Source organism: Clostridium mucosae, assembly GCF_024622765.1.
GTDB lineage: Bacteria > Bacillota > Clostridia > Clostridiales > Clostridiaceae > Clostridium.
Genome location: NZ_JANKAF010000012.1, coordinates 62,842 through 83,029, shown reverse-complemented (window position 1 = coordinate 83,029; position 20,188 = coordinate 62,842). Strand labels below are relative to the sequence as shown.

The 20,188-nt window shown below is 28.4% G+C and carries 19 protein-coding genes; 15 read left to right on the top strand and 4 right to left on the bottom strand.

Features of this window, described 5'->3' with window-relative positions:
- Window positions 1-3: 3 nt before the first annotated feature.
- The 5 genes from NSA50_RS13465 to NSA50_RS13445 all read left to right on the top strand — a co-directional run bounded on the left by NSA50_RS13465 (window position 4) and on the right by NSA50_RS13445 (window position 3,607).
- Window positions 4-999 (top strand): inorganic phosphate transporter, encoded by a 996-nt coding sequence (locus NSA50_RS13465; RefSeq protein ID WP_195266019.1) that lies wholly within the window; start codon window positions 4-6, stop codon window positions 997-999.
- A gap of 541 nt (window positions 1,000-1,540) precedes the next feature.
- Entirely contained in the window at window positions 1,541-1,954 is a 414-nt protein-coding gene (locus NSA50_RS13460; RefSeq protein ID WP_257445792.1) for a PepSY domain-containing protein, read from the top strand.
- A 21-nt stretch (window positions 1,955-1,975) separates the two neighbouring features.
- Window positions 1,976-2,092, top strand: coding sequence for a PepSY domain-containing protein (locus tag NSA50_RS13455; RefSeq protein ID WP_257445790.1), 117 nt, complete (start codon window positions 1,976-1,978; stop codon window positions 2,090-2,092).
- Window positions 2,093-2,432: 340 nt separating this feature from the next.
- Entirely contained in the window at window positions 2,433-3,179 is a 747-nt protein-coding gene (locus NSA50_RS13450; protein WP_257445788.1) for a hypothetical protein, read from the top strand.
- 155 nt (window positions 3,180-3,334) lie between these two features.
- Window positions 3,335-3,607 (top strand): CD3324 family protein, encoded by a 273-nt coding sequence (locus NSA50_RS13445; protein ID WP_257445787.1) that lies wholly within the window; start codon window positions 3,335-3,337, stop codon window positions 3,605-3,607.
- 267 nt (window positions 3,608-3,874) lie between these two features.
- On the opposite strand, the gene cdd is transcribed toward NSA50_RS13445, so the two are convergent.
- Window positions 3,875-4,294, bottom strand: a complete 420-nt coding sequence (gene cdd, locus NSA50_RS13440; RefSeq protein WP_195266026.1) for a cytidine deaminase — start codon at window positions 4,292-4,294, stop codon at window positions 3,875-3,877.
- 433 nt (window positions 4,295-4,727) lie between these two features.
- On the opposite strand from cdd, the gene NSA50_RS13435 reads away from it, so the two are divergent.
- A complete protein-coding gene (locus tag NSA50_RS13435) occupies window positions 4,728-5,432 on the top strand; it encodes a YjgB family protein (protein ID WP_257445784.1) in 705 nt (234 codons plus the stop codon).
- A 108-nt stretch (window positions 5,433-5,540) separates the two neighbouring features.
- Here the strand turns inward: NSA50_RS13435 and NSA50_RS13430 are convergent, their stop codons facing one another.
- Complete coding sequence (locus NSA50_RS13430) at window positions 5,541-5,978, bottom strand: globin domain-containing protein (RefSeq protein ID WP_195266030.1); 438 nt, start codon at window positions 5,976-5,978, stop codon at window positions 5,541-5,543.
- A 256-nt stretch (window positions 5,979-6,234) separates the two neighbouring features.
- Between NSA50_RS13430 and NSA50_RS13425 the strand changes: the two genes are divergently transcribed.
- Complete coding sequence (locus NSA50_RS13425; protein WP_195266032.1) at window positions 6,235-6,993, top strand: MerR family transcriptional regulator; 759 nt, start codon at window positions 6,235-6,237, stop codon at window positions 6,991-6,993.
- Window positions 6,994-7,242: 249 nt separating this feature from the next.
- Here the strand turns inward: NSA50_RS13425 and NSA50_RS13420 are convergent, their stop codons facing one another.
- Entirely contained in the window at window positions 7,243-9,633 is a 2,391-nt protein-coding gene (locus NSA50_RS13420; protein ID WP_257445781.1) for a GxGYxYP domain-containing protein, read from the bottom strand.
- Window positions 9,634-9,852: 219 nt separating this feature from the next.
- Here NSA50_RS13420 and chbG point away from each other — a divergent pair, with 219 nt between their 5' ends.
- From chbG to NSA50_RS13400, 4 genes are all read left to right on the top strand, one after another.
- Window positions 9,853-10,590 carry a chitin disaccharide deacetylase gene (gene chbG, locus NSA50_RS13415; RefSeq protein ID WP_257445779.1) on the top strand — a complete coding sequence of 246 codons (738 nt, stop codon included), beginning with the start codon at window positions 9,853-9,855 and terminating at the stop codon, window positions 10,588-10,590.
- 237 nt (window positions 10,591-10,827) lie between these two features.
- The gene (locus tag NSA50_RS13410; RefSeq protein WP_195266038.1) at window positions 10,828-12,318 is read left to right on the top strand and encodes a PTS transporter subunit EIIC; all 1,491 of its coding nucleotides are present in this window, start codon (window positions 10,828-10,830) and stop codon (window positions 12,316-12,318) included.
- 5 nt (window positions 12,319-12,323) lie between these two features.
- Entirely contained in the window at window positions 12,324-12,977 is a 654-nt protein-coding gene (locus tag NSA50_RS13405) for an N-acetylmannosamine-6-phosphate 2-epimerase (protein WP_257445777.1), read from the top strand.
- Window positions 12,978-13,090: 113 nt separating this feature from the next.
- Entirely contained in the window at window positions 13,091-13,891 is an 801-nt protein-coding gene (locus tag NSA50_RS13400; protein ID WP_195266040.1) for an SIS domain-containing protein, read from the top strand.
- 56 nt (window positions 13,892-13,947) lie between these two features.
- Here NSA50_RS13400 and NSA50_RS13395 read toward each other — a convergent pair whose 3' ends face one another.
- Window positions 13,948-14,706, bottom strand: coding sequence for a 3'-5' exonuclease (locus NSA50_RS13395; RefSeq protein WP_257445775.1), 759 nt, complete (start codon window positions 14,704-14,706; stop codon window positions 13,948-13,950).
- 150 nt (window positions 14,707-14,856) lie between these two features.
- Here NSA50_RS13395 and NSA50_RS13390 point away from each other — a divergent pair, with 150 nt between their 5' ends.
- The 4 genes from NSA50_RS13390 (at window position 14,857) to NSA50_RS13375 (ending at window position 20,149) form a co-directional block, all read left to right on the top strand.
- Window positions 14,857-15,543, top strand: coding sequence for a PHP domain-containing protein (locus NSA50_RS13390; RefSeq protein ID WP_195266044.1), 687 nt, complete (start codon window positions 14,857-14,859; stop codon window positions 15,541-15,543).
- Window positions 15,544-15,639: 96 nt separating this feature from the next.
- The gene (locus tag NSA50_RS13385; protein ID WP_257445772.1) at window positions 15,640-17,199 is read left to right on the top strand and encodes a peptidoglycan-binding protein; all 1,560 of its coding nucleotides are present in this window, start codon (window positions 15,640-15,642) and stop codon (window positions 17,197-17,199) included.
- A gap of 174 nt (window positions 17,200-17,373) precedes the next feature.
- Window positions 17,374-18,498: a LysM peptidoglycan-binding domain-containing protein gene (locus tag NSA50_RS13380; protein WP_257445770.1), complete on the top strand. Its 1,125-nt coding sequence runs from the start codon at window positions 17,374-17,376 to the stop codon at window positions 18,496-18,498.
- Window positions 18,499-18,730: 232 nt separating this feature from the next.
- Window positions 18,731-20,149: a potassium/proton antiporter gene (locus tag NSA50_RS13375; protein WP_257445768.1), complete on the top strand. Its 1,419-nt coding sequence runs from the start codon at window positions 18,731-18,733 to the stop codon at window positions 20,147-20,149.
- The last annotated feature ends 39 nt before the right edge of the window (window positions 20,150-20,188 follow it).

Sequence of the window (20,188 nt, the reverse complement as noted above, 5' to 3'; positions counted from 1 at the left end):
AAAATGACATCATATTTATTAGTTGGTTTGACTGTTATTCTTGCATTACTTTTTGATTTTATTAATGGATTTCACGATACTGCAAATGCAATTGCAACTGCAGTTTCAACTAAAGCATTAAGTCCAAAACGTGCAATAATCACTGCTTCGTGTATGAATTTTCTTGGTGCAATACTTTTTACAGGTGTTGCGAAAACAATTGCTAAGGATATAGTAGATGTTGCAAATATACCTGATTTAACAGTAGTTATAATTGCTGCACTTATTTCAGCAATAGCTTGGAATCTTATTACTTGGTACTTTGGAATACCTAGTAGTTCATCTCATGCACTTATTGGTTCAATAGCAGGAGCGGCAATAGTAGCAGCAGGATTTGGATGCATAAATTTAAAAGGATTCTTAAACATAATTAAATCATTGATTATATCACCTATACTTGCTCTTGTTGTAGGATATATAGTGTTTACTATTTTTAAATATTTATTTAAAAACTTAAATCTTTCAAAGGCAAATAGAGGTTTTAGAAGAATTCAAGTTGTTACAGCAGCAATTCAATCTTTTGCTCATGGAACTAATGATGCACAGAAATCAATGGGGATAATATCAATGGCTTTAGTAAGTTGTGGACTAGCTAAATCAGGAAGTATTCCATTTTGGGTTCAAGTTTCCTGCGCCGCAGCTATGGCACTTGGAACTTCAATTGGAGGATGGAGAATAATAAAAACTGTCGGAACACAAATTATGAAAATAAGGCCTGTTAATGGTGTTGCTGCGGACTTATCTTCAGCAATAATTATATTCGGGGCATCAAAAATTGGACTACCTGTAAGTACAACTCATGTTATTTCATCCTCAATAATGGGCGTTGGTTCTGCTCATAGAGTTAAAGGAGTAAATTGGGATACAGGTAAGAGAATGGTAATTACTTGGTTTATTACACTTCCAATATCAGCTACAATTTCAGCAATAGTATTTAGTATAATAAAAATATTTTTATAATTCTTTAAAATGGCACAGTATAGTAGAATATAGCTACACTGTGCTATTTTATTAGAGAAAATTTAGGTTTTACTAATATAATTATATATGGCTATATAATTATATAAAAAAGTCGCATTTAAAATTGGTAAGGAGAACCATGCCATAAATAAGTTAGGGTTTTACTAGAGTTTTAAATAGATAAATATTGATAAGATATTGAAGCTTTTTAGAGAATTATTACGTGTGTAAATGAATATAAAATTAATGTGTTCAGTTTTGTTTAATGAGGCTTTACTATATAGTGATTATCATCCATGTTGAAGATTAAATAATAACATAGATCATCAACTATAGATTTTTTGGTTTTCAATTAGTTAAATTTGATTATGACAACTCAAATAATTATAATGCTGAGGTTCATATAAAAAGTGAGTTAGATAAATATGCATTAATAGGTGTAATTTTTTAATCATTTATGAGCAACCTAGATATTAAGAGGTTAATTATTTTACAAAAACTTTTTATGTAAATAAAAAAATACTATAAACCGGAGGATAAAATGAAAAAAGTAGCATTAGCAACAATTATAATTATCATTGGTATAAGTTTAGGAGGTTGTAATAATTCAGCAAAGTTAAATAATGTAGACGAAACCAATAAGAAAATAACAATTGAAGAAGCTAAGGAAATAGCTTTAAAGCATGCAAATTTAACAAGTGATCAAGTTTCCTTCATTAGATCTAAAAAAGATACGGATAATGGAATAGAAAAATATGATATAGAATTTTATCATGAAAATAAGGAATATGATTATGAAATAAATGCAACTGATGGGCAAATAATTGAATATGACTATGAGGTAGAAAATTATGATATACCTCAAAAACAAGAGCAGAATTCAAACATAAGTGAAATAACTGTAGATAAAGCGAAAGAAATAGCATTGAAGCATGCAAATCTAACAAGTGATTAAGTTTCATTTAAAAAAGCAGAGTTGGATTATGATGATGGTATTAAAAAATATGATATAGAATTTTACTTTAATAATAAGGAATATAATTATGAAGTAGATGCTAATTCTGGAGATATACTAAAATATGAGCGGGATTAAAGCTTGGTATTTTAGAGTTTATTTATAAATATAAAATTTTATGCTATGAAGCATTTATTAAAATAGTATAAGGAATAAAATAAGGAAATAACTTAAAGTAGTTACTAGAGATTTATATCAAGTAACTACTTGATTTTTTATATAGTTCAAATTTAATATAAGAATCTTCACTATTATAGGTTATTAGAGATAAGTATATTTTTAAGGAAAGGATTATATACTGAATGTATGTTGCTTATTAATTATATAGTTTGCTTAAATATATATAATAAATTCTAGTCAATAGTATGAGTGTTTTATATAAGAGTGTTACTAGAGGCTTTGTTTTAGGAGAAAATATATGAAAAAGACTTTATACGAATATAAAGATAAAATAATGAAATTACCATTAAAAGATAAATATACTAAAGAGGAGTTATTGATTGATGATTTTTTAGTAGATAAGGAAAATAATATAGAAATATATTATGCAACACATAATGAATATTTAAATCCAAAGGCTAAAGTATTTATCATTGGGATAACTCCAGGTTTTCAGCAAATGAGTACAGCTATTGCAACTGCTAGGAAAGAGTTTGAATTAGGGAGAGATATTAAAGAGATTCAATATAAGTGTAAGGTAGCAGGAAGGTTTAGTGGAGTAATAAGAAAAAACATAATAAGTATGCTAGATGAAATAACATTAAATAAAGCCTTAAATATTGAAAGTTGTAGCGAGTTATTTAATGAAAAGGATTATTTATTACATACAGTATCACTAATACCTTACCCTGTTTTTGTGAAAAAGCAAAATTATTCTGGTCATACACCTAAATTAATAAAAAGTGGTTTTTTAATGAAATATGTTTATGATAATTTTATTGATGAATTTAATAGTTTGGATAACCATGAAGAAATTTTATTAATACCATTAGGTAAAGCGGTAGAAGAGGTTTTACTTGAATTAGAAAGCAAGGGGGTTATAAATAAGGAACAAATACTGAAAGACTTTCCTCATCCTTCAGGTGCTAACGTAAATAGAATAACGCAATTAAAAGATAATAAAGGTAATATGATTGGATTTATTAATAAATTGCATTTTAGATAATTAAAAAGTAAAATGATAGATATAATGTAATAAAAAGGAGGATATTTTATGATAACACCTGCTAATAATGCATAGCAAGGCTATTGCATTAAATAATAAGATAAATGAATAGCCTTTGCTTAAACCTAAATAAAATATAAATTTAGGAGGGCATTATGTGCTATATAAAAGCAAAAGAGGTATTACCTTTAGAAATAATCGAGTTAATTCAAAAATATATAGATGGAGAATATATTTATATTCCAAAGAAAGAATGTAATAGACAGCAATGGGGAAGCAATACAACTAGTAGAGATGAAATTAATTCAAGAAACGCTAATATTTTTAAGGAGTATACTAATGGGGTAAGCAGGAAGGACCTTGCTGAAAAGTACTTTTTATCAAAAAAGAGTATTGATAGAATAATTTTAAAAGAAAATATTAAGTAATTACCTAGGAAATTATGATTATTGAAAAGTAAGATATAATAGTAAAATTAGCAAGAAAGTGAAATTGTTACAAATAAAAGGAAATAGTCAAGAAATTAATAAAGAACGAAAATAAGAAAAGTAGTGATTTGTAAGTTGTAAGGGTGAAAATAAGATTGAAATAATCTAAAATAAAATTAAGAAATTAGATAAAAAGCAAATAATAAAAGGAATATAGAGGTGCTTACCCTTATATTCCTTTTATTATTAAGAAATTAATCAAATGATTTATTTATTCAAGTCCTTCCCAGTAAATCCTAGGGGTAAAAGTTCTTCTAATGTATATTCTTTAAATTCTTCTTTATTTTTAGCAAGATAAATTTTAAAAGTCTTTGGATCACAAAACTCTGCAATTACTTGTCTACATACTCCACAAGGAGCACAGTATTCAGTTTCTTCGGCATCTGCCATATTACCTACTATTGCAATTGCTTGGAATTCATGTTGTCCTTCAGATACAGCTTTAAAAAAAGCAGTTCTTTCAGCACAGTTTGTCGGAGTAAAAGCCGCATTTTCTATATTACAACCTAAATATATTTTACCGTTTGTACCAAGTAATGCTGCACCAACATTAAAGTTAGAGTAAGGAGTATAAGCAAATTTTTGAGCTTCATAAGCCTTTTCAACTAATAATTTTGCATCAATCATAAATTTCACCTGACACTTTCCATAATAATTCATTTATCAGTACCTATAAATAGTATGTATCAATAAATGGATTATTATTATAGCATTTAAAATTTAGGATGTATATAATACTTTGTAAATTGAACGGTTTTATTATATAAAAAGTCATATTTTCACCATATTTTATATGTATAGTATATTAGTGATAGGGAGATTAAAGGTGTTTATAAAATATAAAATTGAGTGCAATAGAGCTTTTTTAAATAATATAAGTATATTTAATTTTAGAATGATAAGTCATAACTATAATGATAATATAGTGAATTTTGCAAGTAAGAACTTGAGGCAAATAAATATATAGTGATATTAATATGAAGTTTTACGTGAAAATGAAAATATATATTAAAAATGAGTACAATATAAATATATAAAGTTTTATTAAGGAGGAAGTAGAATGAAGAAAAGAATACTAATTATTACTATCATAGCAACTTTTATAATTTCACTTACAGCATGTGGATATAAGAAGCCATCTAATGATAATAAAAGCAATGGCAGTGAGTCTATAGATATTGACAAAGATACGAGCAAAGATATAAGTAAAGACTCATCTAAGGATACTTCGCCTAAGGATAGAGAGTCTGATAATGGAAACTTAGGTGAGAGTAATACTAAAAATGTAGATAATTATAAAGGTGACTTATTAAATAATATAAAAAATAAGGCCCAAAGTGGAATGGTTATAAACAGTGAATTTAAAGCAAAAGATGGTGTTATCGATGAAGTTAATAATGCTTATGGTAAGGAAGATGCTTCAAACTATATAGCTGAAGCTAAAGGGATTTATTATACTTTTGAAAGTAAAAACTTAGCATTTGGATGTAATAAAGGAGCTCAAATATTTGAAGTAAGATCTTTTGATAAATCATTAAAAGATTTAAACTTACAAGATATAATATCATATTTTGGAGAACCACAGTATGAAGTTATAACAGATTTAAACGAAAGAATAATTGGGTATAAGGTAAATGATGATTTCAAATTATTATTTGTTTTTTCAGATAGTAAAAATGAAAAGGCTGTTTTAGATCACTATTCAGTTTTATATCCTCGTGGAACTGTTAATAGTATGGCCGATGATCCAGGCAGAGAGTGGTAGTACATCAATCTTGGATTATATAATATATTAAATAAAATAAAAGGATTATGGCCTACCATAATCCTTTTATTCTCATATAAATATATCATAACTTAGTAAATACATAAATTATTGTCTTGAAAGATATAGTTTCTTTTCTACATCTATAAAGATACCTGCTAGAACTCCATATGTTTTTTCCCAAGCTTCCATGATTTCATCTGTTGCAGCATCACCTAAAACTTGTTTGATTGCAAATAATAGGTTACTTCCTATTATTGGGTAATGTTCTTCTTTAACGCCTGCATTACAGTGAATTTCTGAAATTCTATTTACTACAGGCATAATTGCTGGTAAGTTATCTATGTTTTGTGCAGAAGCTAATATTGCCATAGCTAGAGCCTTAGGTTGTTCACCTGATTCTTGTTTGTCCATATTAAATAGTGATTTAATTTCTGGATTTTTTTCAAACATATTTTTATAAAATGTTGTAGTTATTTCTACTCCATGAGTTTTTAATACTGGTACTGTACTTTTAATTATATCAATTGTTTTTTGATCTAACATATTAATTCACCTTCAATAAAAAATATTAATAGATATTATTAATAAATAACATCTATTGTTTAACTAAATTTTAGCACTATAAAAAAATATATTCAAATATCATAAAAGCTTAATTAACTTAATATTTTTATAAAATTTTAAAACATATGGATTAAGCTTTTTTATGCTTAAGATTATAAAATTAAAAGTATTATATTTTTGTATTGACATTAACGCTACGTAATCCTTTATTATTAAATTGTCAGGAGGTAATGATATGGAATATACAATTAAAAAGCTAGCTGAATTGGCAGGGGTAAGTACTAGAACCCTTAGATATTATGATGAAATAGGATTATTAAAGCCTTGTAGAGTTAATTCTTCTGGATATCGTATTTATGCACAGAAAGAAGTGGATTTATTACAACAGATTTTACTTTATAGGTCATTAGATATGAAATTAGAAGATATACAAGAAATAATAACTAATCCTGATTTTGATATTTGCCAATCTTTAATTGAACATCACCAAAGACTTATTTCTAGACGAAATCAACTTGATCAATTGATTTTAACTGTAGAAAAAACATTAGAATATAATAAGGGAGAGATAGAAATGTCAAATAAAGAGAAATTTGAGGGTTTTAAAAAGGAAAAACTACAAGAAAATGAAAGTAAATACGGAAAAGAAATTAGAGAAAAGTACGGTTCTGAAATTGTAGAAGAATCAAATAAAAAGTTTATGAATATGACTGAAGAAAATTTTAAAAAGATGCAAAGTATAGAAAATGAAATGTTTGAGGATTTGCTTGAAGTTTTAAATACAGGAGATTTAGATTCGGAAAAAGCTAAAAGTGTTTATGAAAAGCATAAAGCTTGGTTAAGCTTTTCTTGGTCTAGTTACTCAAAAGAAGCTCATATTGGATTAGCAGAAATGTATGTTGCCGATGAAAGGTTTGCAAAATATTATAATGATAGAGCTGGTAGGGAAGTAGTTACTACGCTAAGAGATATTATTGTGAAGTATGCAAGATAATTAGTATTAGCATTGTAAATTTACTTCAATATATAAATGAAATATTGAGGACGTAGAAATGGTAATAGTTACGTATTTTAATCTATAAGCAAGTAAAATCAATGGATTAAAAGGGGCTCGCGTTTCGCGAGCCCCTTAAGAATTCCAGAAATTTATATGAAGAAATATTATTTTAAATTTAAGTGAGACAATACTGAATGTGGGATTATTTATATAGCTTTCATCAAATTTTCTTTAATAATAAAGTTATTAATAAGTGGCAGACAAATTATTTTTAATTAATTTCATAAAAGTATCTGGAGTAACAATTCTAACCTTGGGATTACTATTTATTTTATTAACAACATGTTGAACATTATCCATAGTTTTACTCCATACATGAACATAAACAAATGTATATGATTCTGGGTCTTTAATATTTGTACAACCTAATTCAACTCTAGAATTAATTTTATTAATTAGTTCTTCCTCATCTTCTAAGCCTTCCCAAAGTAAATCACGACAAGATACTACAGGTTTATTATTAGACCAAATTATTTTACCTTCATAATTATTATTTTTTTTATAATCAAGATAGAACAAACCATCGATATTTGAACAAGTAGTATATTTGTCCCATAAAGGTTCATTATATAAAGAGTTATCATCGATTATTAATACATATTCTTGATCAACTTGTTTCATGTAGTTATTTAGCCTTTGGATATAATTATCTAATTTGTATTCAGGAAATTTACTAGGATATATATATCCATTCCCAGAAGGAGAAACAAGATAATAATCTGAATACTTTGATGAACTTGCACTTTCATAATACTTTTTAAATACTGTTGGTGCTAAATAATAAAGAGAAGGGCTTAGTGACCAACCTAAATTAAAATTTCCTCTATTTTTTGAACCATACCATTTTTTTGAACCATAATTGCTTCCTAATAGCCATTGTTGGTTATCTCCATCAGACATAATAAAAGTTACATAATGAACATTATTTTCTTCAGGAAATTCATTGTGAGTTTTTTGAGTTTGTGTGGTAATAGGAAATGAGCTCAATACGGATAGATTACAAGACCAATCTGCAGCGATGGTATCTACCCCATATTTTGATGCTATACTTACGTTATTAAATTCATCAGGTCCCCATCCTAAGCAACGAGCAATATTATCCATGGAGCTAAATATATCTTTTCTTAATGAAAAATCATTTACGTTATTTTCATAGAATATAAGTGATTTTGACATTATTGCATAATCTCTTAAAGCCATAGACTTTTCAAGAGATAGTTCTATAACTGTAGTATGATTTAGTCCTGAATTCCATAGGTTTTTATAAGCCCAGTATTTATCTGTATTCCTGCAATCTTCAATTAGATTATCTATCCCATAAGTTTTAACTTTAGATTCTAGAGATTCATCAATAGGTAATGAGTTTTTTAATGATGCAAGAGAACAGGCATTGTTAATGGAGTAGGGATTTGAATTATTATATAATATGTAACCAGTGATATTAGATTTAAATATATTTAATAGCCTCCAGGGGTCTAAAATATTTTCATAACTAATATTATAATTTTTATTTAGATTATCTAACCATAATTTGTAGTCAGGTTCATTAGTAGGAAGAATATAAATTTGAAATTCAGATTTGCTTGATATAATGCCTTGAAGAGCAGAAATTATAGTCTGCTCTTCTTTACTCATATTAGTTTCAGAAATTACATATAAATGTTCAGGTATAATAGATTTTTTAATGTAATAATCATCTAGATTATCTGTAAAGTTTTGATAATTGCTAGAATGAGTATTTTTAGATACATAATTATTATAAAAATTATTTAAAAACTTAAAATGATTGCCACTATAAAAGTCTTGAGCATTTTTATCACTCATTTTTGATAATACTACTTGGCGTTTAATAATATCATTCAAACTTACGTCTTTATAATTTTTCATAATATCGTACATTATCATAAAAGTAGTAGTTCTTCCTATTCCTGCTTTGCAATGAAAATGGAGCCAAGCGTTATCAGGTAATTTATTAACAAAGTCAATGAAATAATCTACCATATCATCAGTAGGTACTTGCCCATCTGTTACAGGAATGCGAACATATCCGATTTCCTTTGATTTAGTAAGCTCAAGTTCACTTTGAACAGATTTAGGAACTACAGTTTCTTTATTATTATGAAAGGTAATAGGAGTACCAAGCTTGATGGATTTTAAAAGTTTATTTTCAGTAGATAATACTTCAGGTAAGCTTAATCCTTTATTAGCACTATTATCTGAGTTTTTCCAACTTACAGCTATTCCATTTATAAAACCATGAGATTCCTGCCTTAAATCAACAGAAATTATAGAAAAGTTATCAGGTATGGAATCTTTTATTAAAGAAAGAGCAGATTCGGAGAATTGAGCGCTTCCAGACATATTTAATTTATCTAAACCTTTTAAATTAATATCCTGATTTTTTTTGAGAGTTATTTCATCAGGGATCTTTCGAAAGTGATGAGGTAAAGAATTATTATTTGCAGAGTCTTCTACTAGATTTACATCTGAAGCTGCTTTAGGATAATAGCTAATATGTACAAATGAGTAGAGTATGGTTAAGAGTATTATGGAACAAAACTTAAGAGTCTTTTTCATAGGTAAGCACCTCACATACAATATTATTTGATATGTATTATGATTAGTAGGAGTAGATTAGTTTATTCACGATATTAGTAAGATGGGATAAAAAAGATAAATACAACCTTGGAAGTATTTGTTCAAAATGTTATAATTTATAAGGTATAATATACGATTATTTTTAAATGTTAAATAAACTAGAAAAAAGGGAAAGATAGATGAAGAGGGGAATATATTATGAAGCTAATTATAAATGCTGATGATTTTGGATTTAGTAGGGGAGTTAACTATGGAATAATTGATGCATATAGAAATGGAGTTGTAAGAAGCACTTCAATAATGGCAGGAATGCCAGGGTTTAATCATGCAGTTGAATTATTAGAGGAATGTCCCAATCTAGGATGTGGGGTTCATCTAACTTTATCTGCATATAAACCTGTATTGGATTCGCATAAAACAATAGTAGATGAAAACGGATTTTTCTATAAGAGGATAAATCCAGATGAGGATGTAGAGGGGTTTGATCTAGAGGAAATATACAAAGAGTTTTGCGCTCAAATTGAAAAAGTTAAAAGTAGGGGAATTGAAATAACTCATTTAGATTCACATCATCATGTTCATACATTTAAGTTTTTGAAGCCTGTTGTGGAAAAGTTATTAGAAAAATACAATCTTCCTATAAGAGGGGGACTATGTTATGAATTAGATTATGATAAAATAATTCCTTATGATGGACTTTTTTATAATGAGACTGTTAATATAGATGCCTTTAAGCAATTGAAAAGCAAACTGGAGAAATATGAAATTTTAGAAACTATGAGCCATCCAGCGTATGTTGATAGCTTTATTATGGAAACAAGCTCTTATAACATAAAAAGAGCAGAAGAATTAAAAATACTTACATCTAAAGAACTTAAAGAGCTGATTGAGTCTATGGGAATAGAGCTTTGTAATTATAAGAATAGTTTAAAATAGAACTTAAAACCGCATCATTAATTTCGATGCGGTTTTATTTTTTAGAATAATACATTGTATAACATCAAATAATAATTAAGGAAGTTTACAGAATATAAATTTGTTGTGAAAATAATTTTAAAAAAAGTACTTGAATTAAAATTGTTTTCATGGTAGTATGTAAATGTATTCAGAAGAAAATAATTTTAAAGAAACAAAAGAAATAAAAAATTTTTCAATAATAGAGGAGGCATATAAATGTTCAAGCAATTACAAAAAATTGGGAAAGCCTTTATGTTACCAATTGCTATATTACCAGCAGCTGGTTTATTACTTGGTATAGGGGGAGCATTATCAAACCCTAATACTGTACAAGCTTATCCGTTTTTAAATATTTCTTGGTTACAAGGAATTTTCTCAATTATGTCATCTGCAGGAGATGTAGTATTTTCAAATTTAGCACTTATTATGTGTATAGGTCTTTCAGTAGGTCTTGCTAAAAGGGATAAGGGTACTGCAGGACTTGCAGGTGCAGTTTCATTCTTAGTTATGAATGCATCAATTAAAGGAATGATTACAGCTTTTAACCCAGCGGTTGAATCAATAGATACAGGTGTTGTTGGAGCTATAGTAATTGGATTAACGGTATCATATCTTCATAATAAATATGGAAATATTCAATTACCAGCTGTTTTAGGATTCTTTGGAGGATCAAGATTTGTACCAATAGTTTCTTCATTCTCAGCAATTTTTATTGGCGCTATATTCTTTTTAATATGGCCAACATTCCAAGGATGGTTAGTTTCAGCAGGTAATGCAATATCTGGATTAGGACCAATAGGAACATTCTTATATGGGTTCTTGTTAAGATTAACAGGAGCAATCGGATTACACCATATGATTTACCCACTATTCTGGTACACAGAATTAGGTGGAATTGCAACAGTTGCAGGTCAAACAGTTACAGGAGCGCAAAATATATTCTTTGCACAATTAGCAGATCCAAACCATACTGGATTGTTTACAGAAGGAACAAGATTCTTTGCAGGACGTTTTGCTACAATGATGTTTGGATTACCAGGAGCATGTTTAGCTATGTATCATTGTGTACCTAAAGCAAAGAGAAAGTTAGTTGGTGGATTATTCTTAGGTGCGGCAATAACATCATTTGTTACTGGTATAACTGAGCCAATCGAGTTCATGTTCTTATTCGTTGCACCATGGTTATATGTAGTTCACGCATTCTTTGATGGATTATCATTCTTTATAGCAGATATACTAAATATATCAATTGGTAATACATTCTCAGGTGGATTAATAGACTTCACATTATTTGGAGTTCTTCAAGGCAATGATAAAACAAACTGGATATATGTATTAATAGTAGGAGTAATTTGGTTTGCATTATACTACTTCACATTTAGATTCTTAATAACTAAGTTTAATGTTATGACTCCAGGTAGAGAAGAAGATAGTGAAGAAGTTAAAGTAGTTACAAAAGATAGTATGAATGAAACAGCAGCTCAAATTTTAGAAGCATTAGGCGGAGAAGAAAATTTAGATGATGTCGATGCATGTATAACAAGATTAAGAGTAGCTGTAAAAGATGTAAGTAAAGTAGATAAGGATAGGATTAAAGCTTTAGGAGCAACTGCTGTTTTAGAAGTTAAAGGCGGAATTCAAGCAATATTTGGAGCAAAAGCAGATCCATTAAAGCAAAAAATAAATGAAATTATAGGGAGAGAGTAATAAGAGTGAAAGTAATAGATAGAGGATTAATCGTATCATGTCAAGCACTAGCAAATGAACCACTACACAGCTCTTATATAATGAGTAGAATGGCTGTAGCAGCTAAGGAAGGTGGAGCTATAGGTATAAGAGCCAATAGTGTTCAAGATATTGTTGCTATAAAGAAAGAAGTTGATTTACCTGTAATAGGTATAATAAAAATAGATTATGAAAATATGAAGCCATATATAACTCCAACAATGAAGGAAGTTGATGAACTTGTAGAAACTGGAGTTGATGTTATAGCTTTAGATGCTACAATAAATCAAGATGAGGAATTTTTAAAGGAAATATTTAAAAAGTACTCTGAACAAAAATTTATGGCAGATATATCAACTATAGAAGAAGGCTTAAGAGCTGGGGAATTAGGATTCCATTATGTTGGAACTACTTTGGTTGGATATACAGAGCATTCTAAGGGAATGAATAATTTTGAAGTGTTAGAAGCTTTAATAAAAGATTGTAAATCAGAAGTAATAGCAGAAGGAAACTTTGATACTCCTGAAAAGGCAAGACTTGCTTTAGAAAAAGGAGCTTGTGCTGTTGTAGTTGGTAGTGCAATAACAAGACCACAATTAATAACAAAGAAATTCAATGATGAAATTTTAAAAGCATTATAATACTTATGAGGTAGAGGCATAGATCTCTACCTCTTTTATTTAGTCTATTTTAATGTTATTCTAAATATATAAATTATAAATTAATACGTATATCAGATTATGGAGGATATTAAGTGGATATTTTATGTGAGGTACAAAGAAAGTATAATGAATTTTCTGGTAAGGAAAAAGACATAGCAGACTATATTATGCAACATGCCGATAAAATTAAAAATATAAATATTACTGATTTAGCGAAGGAAATAGGAACATCAGGTGCCACAATAACAAGATTTGCTAAGAAAATCGGATGTGATAGCTTTGTAGATATGAAAATAAAGCTTGGATCCAATAAGGTAGAAGTGCCTATAAATGATGAAGATGGCATATTTGCATATACATATCAGTATTATAATGAAGTTATACAAAGAACTAAGATGTTAATTGATAAAGAAGAAATATTCAAGATTGTAAATGAAATAAAGAAAGCTAAGAATATATATATTTACGGTGTTGGTAGCTCAGGATTAACAGGGGAAGAAATGATGCAAAGGCTTTTAAGAATGGGATTTAATGTACATTGTATTTCAGATTCTCATATGATGATTATAAATAGCTCTATAGTATCGGAAAATGATTTAGTTATAGGAATTTCTATATCTGGAGAAACACAAGAAGTAATACACTCTTTAAGAAAATCAAAGGAAAATGGGGCGAAAATAGTTTCAATTACAGGCTTTGAAGGAAGCACAATAAGTAAATATTCAGATATAAAATGTATAGTGTATAATCCTAATTTTGTAGACAGAAGTAAATTTATCAATACTCAGTTTTCTGCAATGTATCTTCTTGATTTAATATCTATGGTATTGTTAAAGGATATTAATTTAAGTAATAAAATGCAAACAACTATTAATGCAATTATTAATAACTAATAAAAAGCTGCTATCAAATTTAATAGCAGCTTTTTATCATAAATACTAACATAAAGTTATTTTATAAACTGTCCAGTTCTCCCCATGTTATATGCAGTTTTTATCATAGATTTTTCTTCGACAGTTAGCTCTTTATTATACATCTTACTAAATTGATTAAATAAAGCATTAGTATCAAGCTTAACCTTAGATTTATTTACTCTATTATTATCATTATATACTTTAGGAGTTATTGAAGGGTTATAAATTTTTTTATAAACTTCATATGTATAAAAGGCATCATAAAAAGCATCATGAAAGTTATCTTCAAAATCTATGTTTAAAAGTTCAACAGCAGTTTTCAATCCAATTTGTGTTCCCTTCTGAAGATTGAAGAGATTAGAGGTATGTTTTTGAACATCAATATATCTACTAGGAAATAATGAAGCTTGTAAATTATTAAACTTTATATTTCTTATAAATTCTTTTATATCTGATTTTCCCCATACACATAAAATTGACTCCTCATTTCCTATAAATCTTAAAAATCTTTTATAAACACTAGAAAATGTTTCGCAGTTTGATAGCATATCTTTATTAATTTTAGTTATGTTTTCCACGTAGGGATTAATATCAGTATAAACTATAGGTCTTACTAGCTCGTTGAACTTTGATATTATTTCTAGGTTTTCATTAAGTTTTACAGCTCCAATCTGGATTATCTCAAATGGAAGTTGCTTCATAGTGGCATCGATGGATTTATCATTATTTCTATCACTAGTATTACTCGATATATATTTTTGATTAAATTCTAAATCATATACTATATAATTCATTAAAAATCCCTTCTTAATCTATAAGTATTTATCACATATTTATATTGTAGCCATTTTATTATGTAAATTATATTAATTTCTATAAAGAGTATATCAAAAACTAATATATTTAAATATTATGAAGCATAAGTAATCAAAAGGGATTAGGGAATGTACAAGAAAGGAGATTTTCATATTCACTCAACGGAATCAGATGGTGAGCTAAAACCTGGAGAAATAGTATTGTTAGCAAAGGAAAGAAGAGTAGATATAATTGCATTAACAGACCATAATACTGTAAATGGGAATAAACAAGCTGTTAAGGTTGGTCAAATACATGGTGTAAGAGTAATACCAGGAATAGAGTTATCTACTAGATTTAAGGGTAGTAAGGTTCATATATTAGGTTATTTTACTGATGAAGTATATCAAAGTGATGAATTTAAAATGATTTTAAATAATTTAAATACTAGAAAATTCAAGGCATGTCAAATTTATTTTAAAGGAAAGCTAAGCTTTAAATCGGAGGGTGGGAAGATATCAACTTCAGCTGGGATAGATTTTTTACATCATTATAATGCAAAGGTAGTTTTGGCTCATCCTACATTACTTGATAGAAGGATTTTTGAACAAATAATAAATTTGAATTTCGATGGGATAGAAGCAAAGTATTATAGAAATAAGGAAAATGAAACAGAGTATTTTGTAAATATAGCAAAAGAAAAAAATATTATATACACTGCAGGATCTGATTTTCATTCATTAAAAAAAATTGATTTAAAGCATGGAACTTTAGGACAAATATATCTAGAAGAGGAAGAGATAGATAACTTTTTAAAGATATTAAATTTAAATTAATAGTATTCTGTGATTTTTAAAATTAGTTCTTGTTTATAGCACATTTTAAATTTATGAGAATAAAATACTATAATAATAATTTTAGAAGGTGTTAGATTGTCAAAAGGAAATATATTAGTAAGATTGTTCAGAGTAAAAGATTTATTACCAATATCAAAAGGAAATATTGTTATTAGTAATTCAGAAACTGAAGACATAGCTTATGAAAAAGAAGATGCTTTTGATATAAGTGGGCGAAGTGAGATAATATCAGTAGATACACCTGATAGTGGAATGTTAAGGGAACCTTATGAAGAAGGCGAAAGTAAAAATATATATTCAATATACAATATAAGGGTTACTTCTGATGGATATAAGGACGTTATAGTAGAAGGAGTTAGTGTATTTGAAGGAATAACTTCTATACAAAATATAGAAATGGAAGAGAAAAGTGTTGAACTAGGGATGATGAGATCTTATAGAGAAACAGTTAAGCGGGAGCAACAACCGGATGAGAAGTCAACTAGGGATATGCAGAGAAGTTTAGTAAGTACACCTTTTACTTTCTCAAATGTATTTATACCTGAATTTATAACTGTTCATTTAGGAGCACCTAATGTAAATGCAGAAAATGTTACAGTAAGGTTTATAGACTATATTAAAAATGTGGCTTCTTCTGAGATATATCCTACCTGGCCTGAAGAGGCAATAAGGGCTAATGTATATTGCCAGATTTCTTTTGCATTGAATAGGGTATATACAGAATGGTACAGAAATATGGGATATTCATTTCAAATAACAAATTCAACTGCATATGATCAATTTTTTGTAAAAGATAGAAATATATTTGAGAATATAAGCAAGATAGTAGATGAAATTTTTAATCAGTATATTAGAACAATAGGGAATAAGACACCATTTTTTGCTCAGTATTGTAATGGGACAACTGTAAAATGTGAGGGATTATCACAATGGGGGACTGTAGACTTGGCTAATTCGGGTATGTCTGCATTGGAGATAATAAAGTATTATTTTGGACAGGATAAGGAGCTTGTAAGAGCTGAGCTTGTTGAAGGAGTTCCTGAATCATATCCTGGTTATGTAATGAGACTTAATGATATAAATGAGAATATTAAAACAATACAAAAAAGATTAAATAGGATATCAAAGAATTTCCCTGCTATTCCTAAGATATATCCTGAAGACGGAAAATTTGGTAAGGAAACAGAAAATGCTGTTAAAGTATTTCAAAAAGTATTTAATTTGACTTCAGATGGAGTTGTAGGTAGAGCTACTTGGTATAAAATATCTAGTATTTATGTTGGAGTAAAGAGATTAGCAGAATTAGGTCAAGAACCAGAAGAAGAAGACCCAGGAAATGCAGGAGCCCCAGGAGACACAGGCGATATAGGATTAGATGGTAAGTATCCAGGCTATTTATTGAAGTATGGGTTAAAAGGAGATAAGGTAAAGGAATTACAGCATTATTTATGGAATATTTCGAATAAATATAATATACCTAGTATAGCAATTGATGGAATATTTGGTGATGGAACAAGAGCGGCTGTTGTAGCATTTCAAAGGTTATTTGATCTATCACAGGATGGAATAGTTGGACCAAATACATGGAATAAAATATTGAAAATATATAATTCACTTTCAAAGAGAAGTATGTAATAGATATAAATAAAGTAATGATGACTAAATACAGAGAGGTATATGGCGTAATTGCTGAATATTTATGATTATTATAAAGATACAGGAAGTATATCAATTACATTTATAAGAATAATTGCATATTATATTATAACTTAAAATATTTTAAATTCTAACATTAGAGGAGAGGATGATATGCAATCAATAAGCGCTGGAAAATACAAAGGAATAGATATATCAAGTTGGCAAGGTGAGGTTAATTTTAATCAAGTAAGTAATAGTGGAGTTAAAGTTGTATATATAAAGGCAACAGAAGGAGACTATTATTTAAATCCTAGAGCAGATGAGTATTATTCAGGGGCTAAAAGTAACAATATGTTAATAGGATTTTACCATTTCTTTAGACCAAGAGTAGATGCAAAGACTCAAGCTAATTATTTTTCAAGCTATGTAAAAGGAAAGAGTTTCAATTGTAGATTGGCTTTAGATATTGAAGTAGCAGATGGGTATGGAGCATCTGAGTTATCTAGCATGTGTGTGACATTTTTAGAAGAGGTTAAAAGACTTACAGGAAGAGATGTGGTAGTGTACACATATACTCACTTCGCAAGGACAAATCTTACAAGTAGCTTAGCAAAATACCCATTATGGATAGCAAATTATGATGTTACTACACCTGGTGATAACCCTATATGGAATAGGTGGGTAGGATTCCAATATTCTGAAACAGGAACTGTACCAGGGATAAGTGGGTACTGTCCTTTAGATGTATTCACAGATGGGATATTATTATCAGGAGTTACACCTAATGTTCCAGGTACAAATCAAGGGGGAACAACTATAACTTATACAGTTCAATCTGGAGATACTCTATCAGGAATAGCACAAAGATACGGAACAACATGGGAACATTTAGCACAAATAAATAATATAAGCGATCCAAATTTGATATATCCAGGACAAGTTCTAAAGATTGGTTCAGGTAGTTCAGCAGGAAGCACATCAGGAGGGACAAGGATAACTTATATAGTAAAGGATGGAGATACTCTATCAGGAATAGCACAAATGTATGGAACAACAGCTGAGAGGCTAGCACAGATAAATAATATAAGTGACCCAAATTTAATATACCCAGGAGAAACAATAGTAATAAGTAATGGACCATCAAATAATTCAGTAAAAAGTTATATAGTAAAAGAGGGAGACACTTTATCAGAAATAGCACAAAGATACGGAACAACATGGGAACACTTAGCAAAAATAAACAATATAAGCGATCCAAATTTAATATATCCAGGAGAAACAATTAGAATAAATTAGGAATAAAAAATAATTAAATATAATGGACTTACTTTTAATATAAATTATTAGTAAGTTCATTTTTTATGAATTGAGTTTATACAATTGGAAAAATGAATTACATATAATATTTAGTAATATATAATTATCCATTAAAATTTTTTATAAAGATGAACAAAAGCTAGTCAATTAGAATAGTTATAAATTTTAGTGTATAATTAAAGAGTAAAATAAATATCTTAAAGGAGGTAATATGGTTGAATTAATGATTATATGCGGGTTAATATTATTAATTTGCATAACATCCAGTAAGATTTTATACAAATTTGGAGTTCCAATGCTTTTAATTTTTATAGTGTTAGGGATGCTATTTGGATCTGATGGAATTGTAGGAATATATTTTGATGATTATGAATTAACTAGTAAACTATGTTCGTTAGGATTAGTGTTTATAATGTTTTATGGGGGATTCGGTACCAATTGGAAAATGGCTAAAGAATCAGCTGTTCCATCTATATTAATGTCGACCTTAGGCGTTATAATTACAGCAGGGCTTACAGGGTTATTTTGTTATTATATATTAGGTACAAGTTTATTAGAAGGGTTACTTATAGGATCTGTTGTTGGATCAACTGATGCAGCATCAGTATTCTCAATACTACGTTCTCAGAAGCTTAATTTAAAGGGATCACTTGCACCCTTATTAGAGATAGAAAGTGGCAGTAATGACCCTATTGCATATATGTTAACGCTTATAGTTTTAACATTTATGTCTAGCACAGCGGTAGGTTCTATTGTTCCAATGGTAATAAAGCAAATATTATTTGGAATATTAATAGGAAGTATATTAGCTAAAGGAGCTGTCTATATAATTAGGCGTGCTAATTTTGAAATAGAAGGTTTCTATACAATATTTATAACTGCTATTGCTATATTATCATATGCAGTAAGTGAATGGCCTGGAGGAAATGGATATCTAAGCGTATATATGGCAGGGATTATAATTGGTAATAGTAAGATACCTCATAAGAAGAGTTTATTCCATTTCTTTGATGGAGTGTCATGGATAATGCAAATTGCTTTATTCTTTATTTTAGGGCTTTTATCATTCCCATCTAAATTACCACAAGTAGTTGGTATATCTATAGCAATATCATTATTTATGATATTAATAGCAAGACCATTAGCCACATTTATAATTTTAAGTAAGTTCAATTATTCTGTTAAGGAAAAGATATTCATATCATGGGTTGGACTTAGAGGAGCTGCATCAATAGTTTTTGCTATATTCTCTATGACTTATGGAGTTAATATACAAAATGATATATTCCATATAATGTTCTTTATAGCATTATTCTCAGTAGCTATACAAGGGACATTAATACCAAAAGTAGCGCAAAAGCTAGATTTAGTTGATGACAGTGTACCAGTATTAAAAACATTCAATGATTATAAAGAAGATAAAAGTACAAAGCTTTTAGAAGTTAATATATATGAGGATAGCAAGTGGGTTGATAAGAGTATCATGGATTCTGATATCCCCGAAGATGTATTAATAGTAATGATAAAGCGTGGAGATGATGTTATAGTTCCGAAGGGATCTACCGTCATAAATAAGGGTGATATTTTAGTTTTAAGTGCTAATAATTTTGATAGTTTATTAAATAAGTAAAATATATTATTTAAATTCAAATATGCTATTTGGATTGTT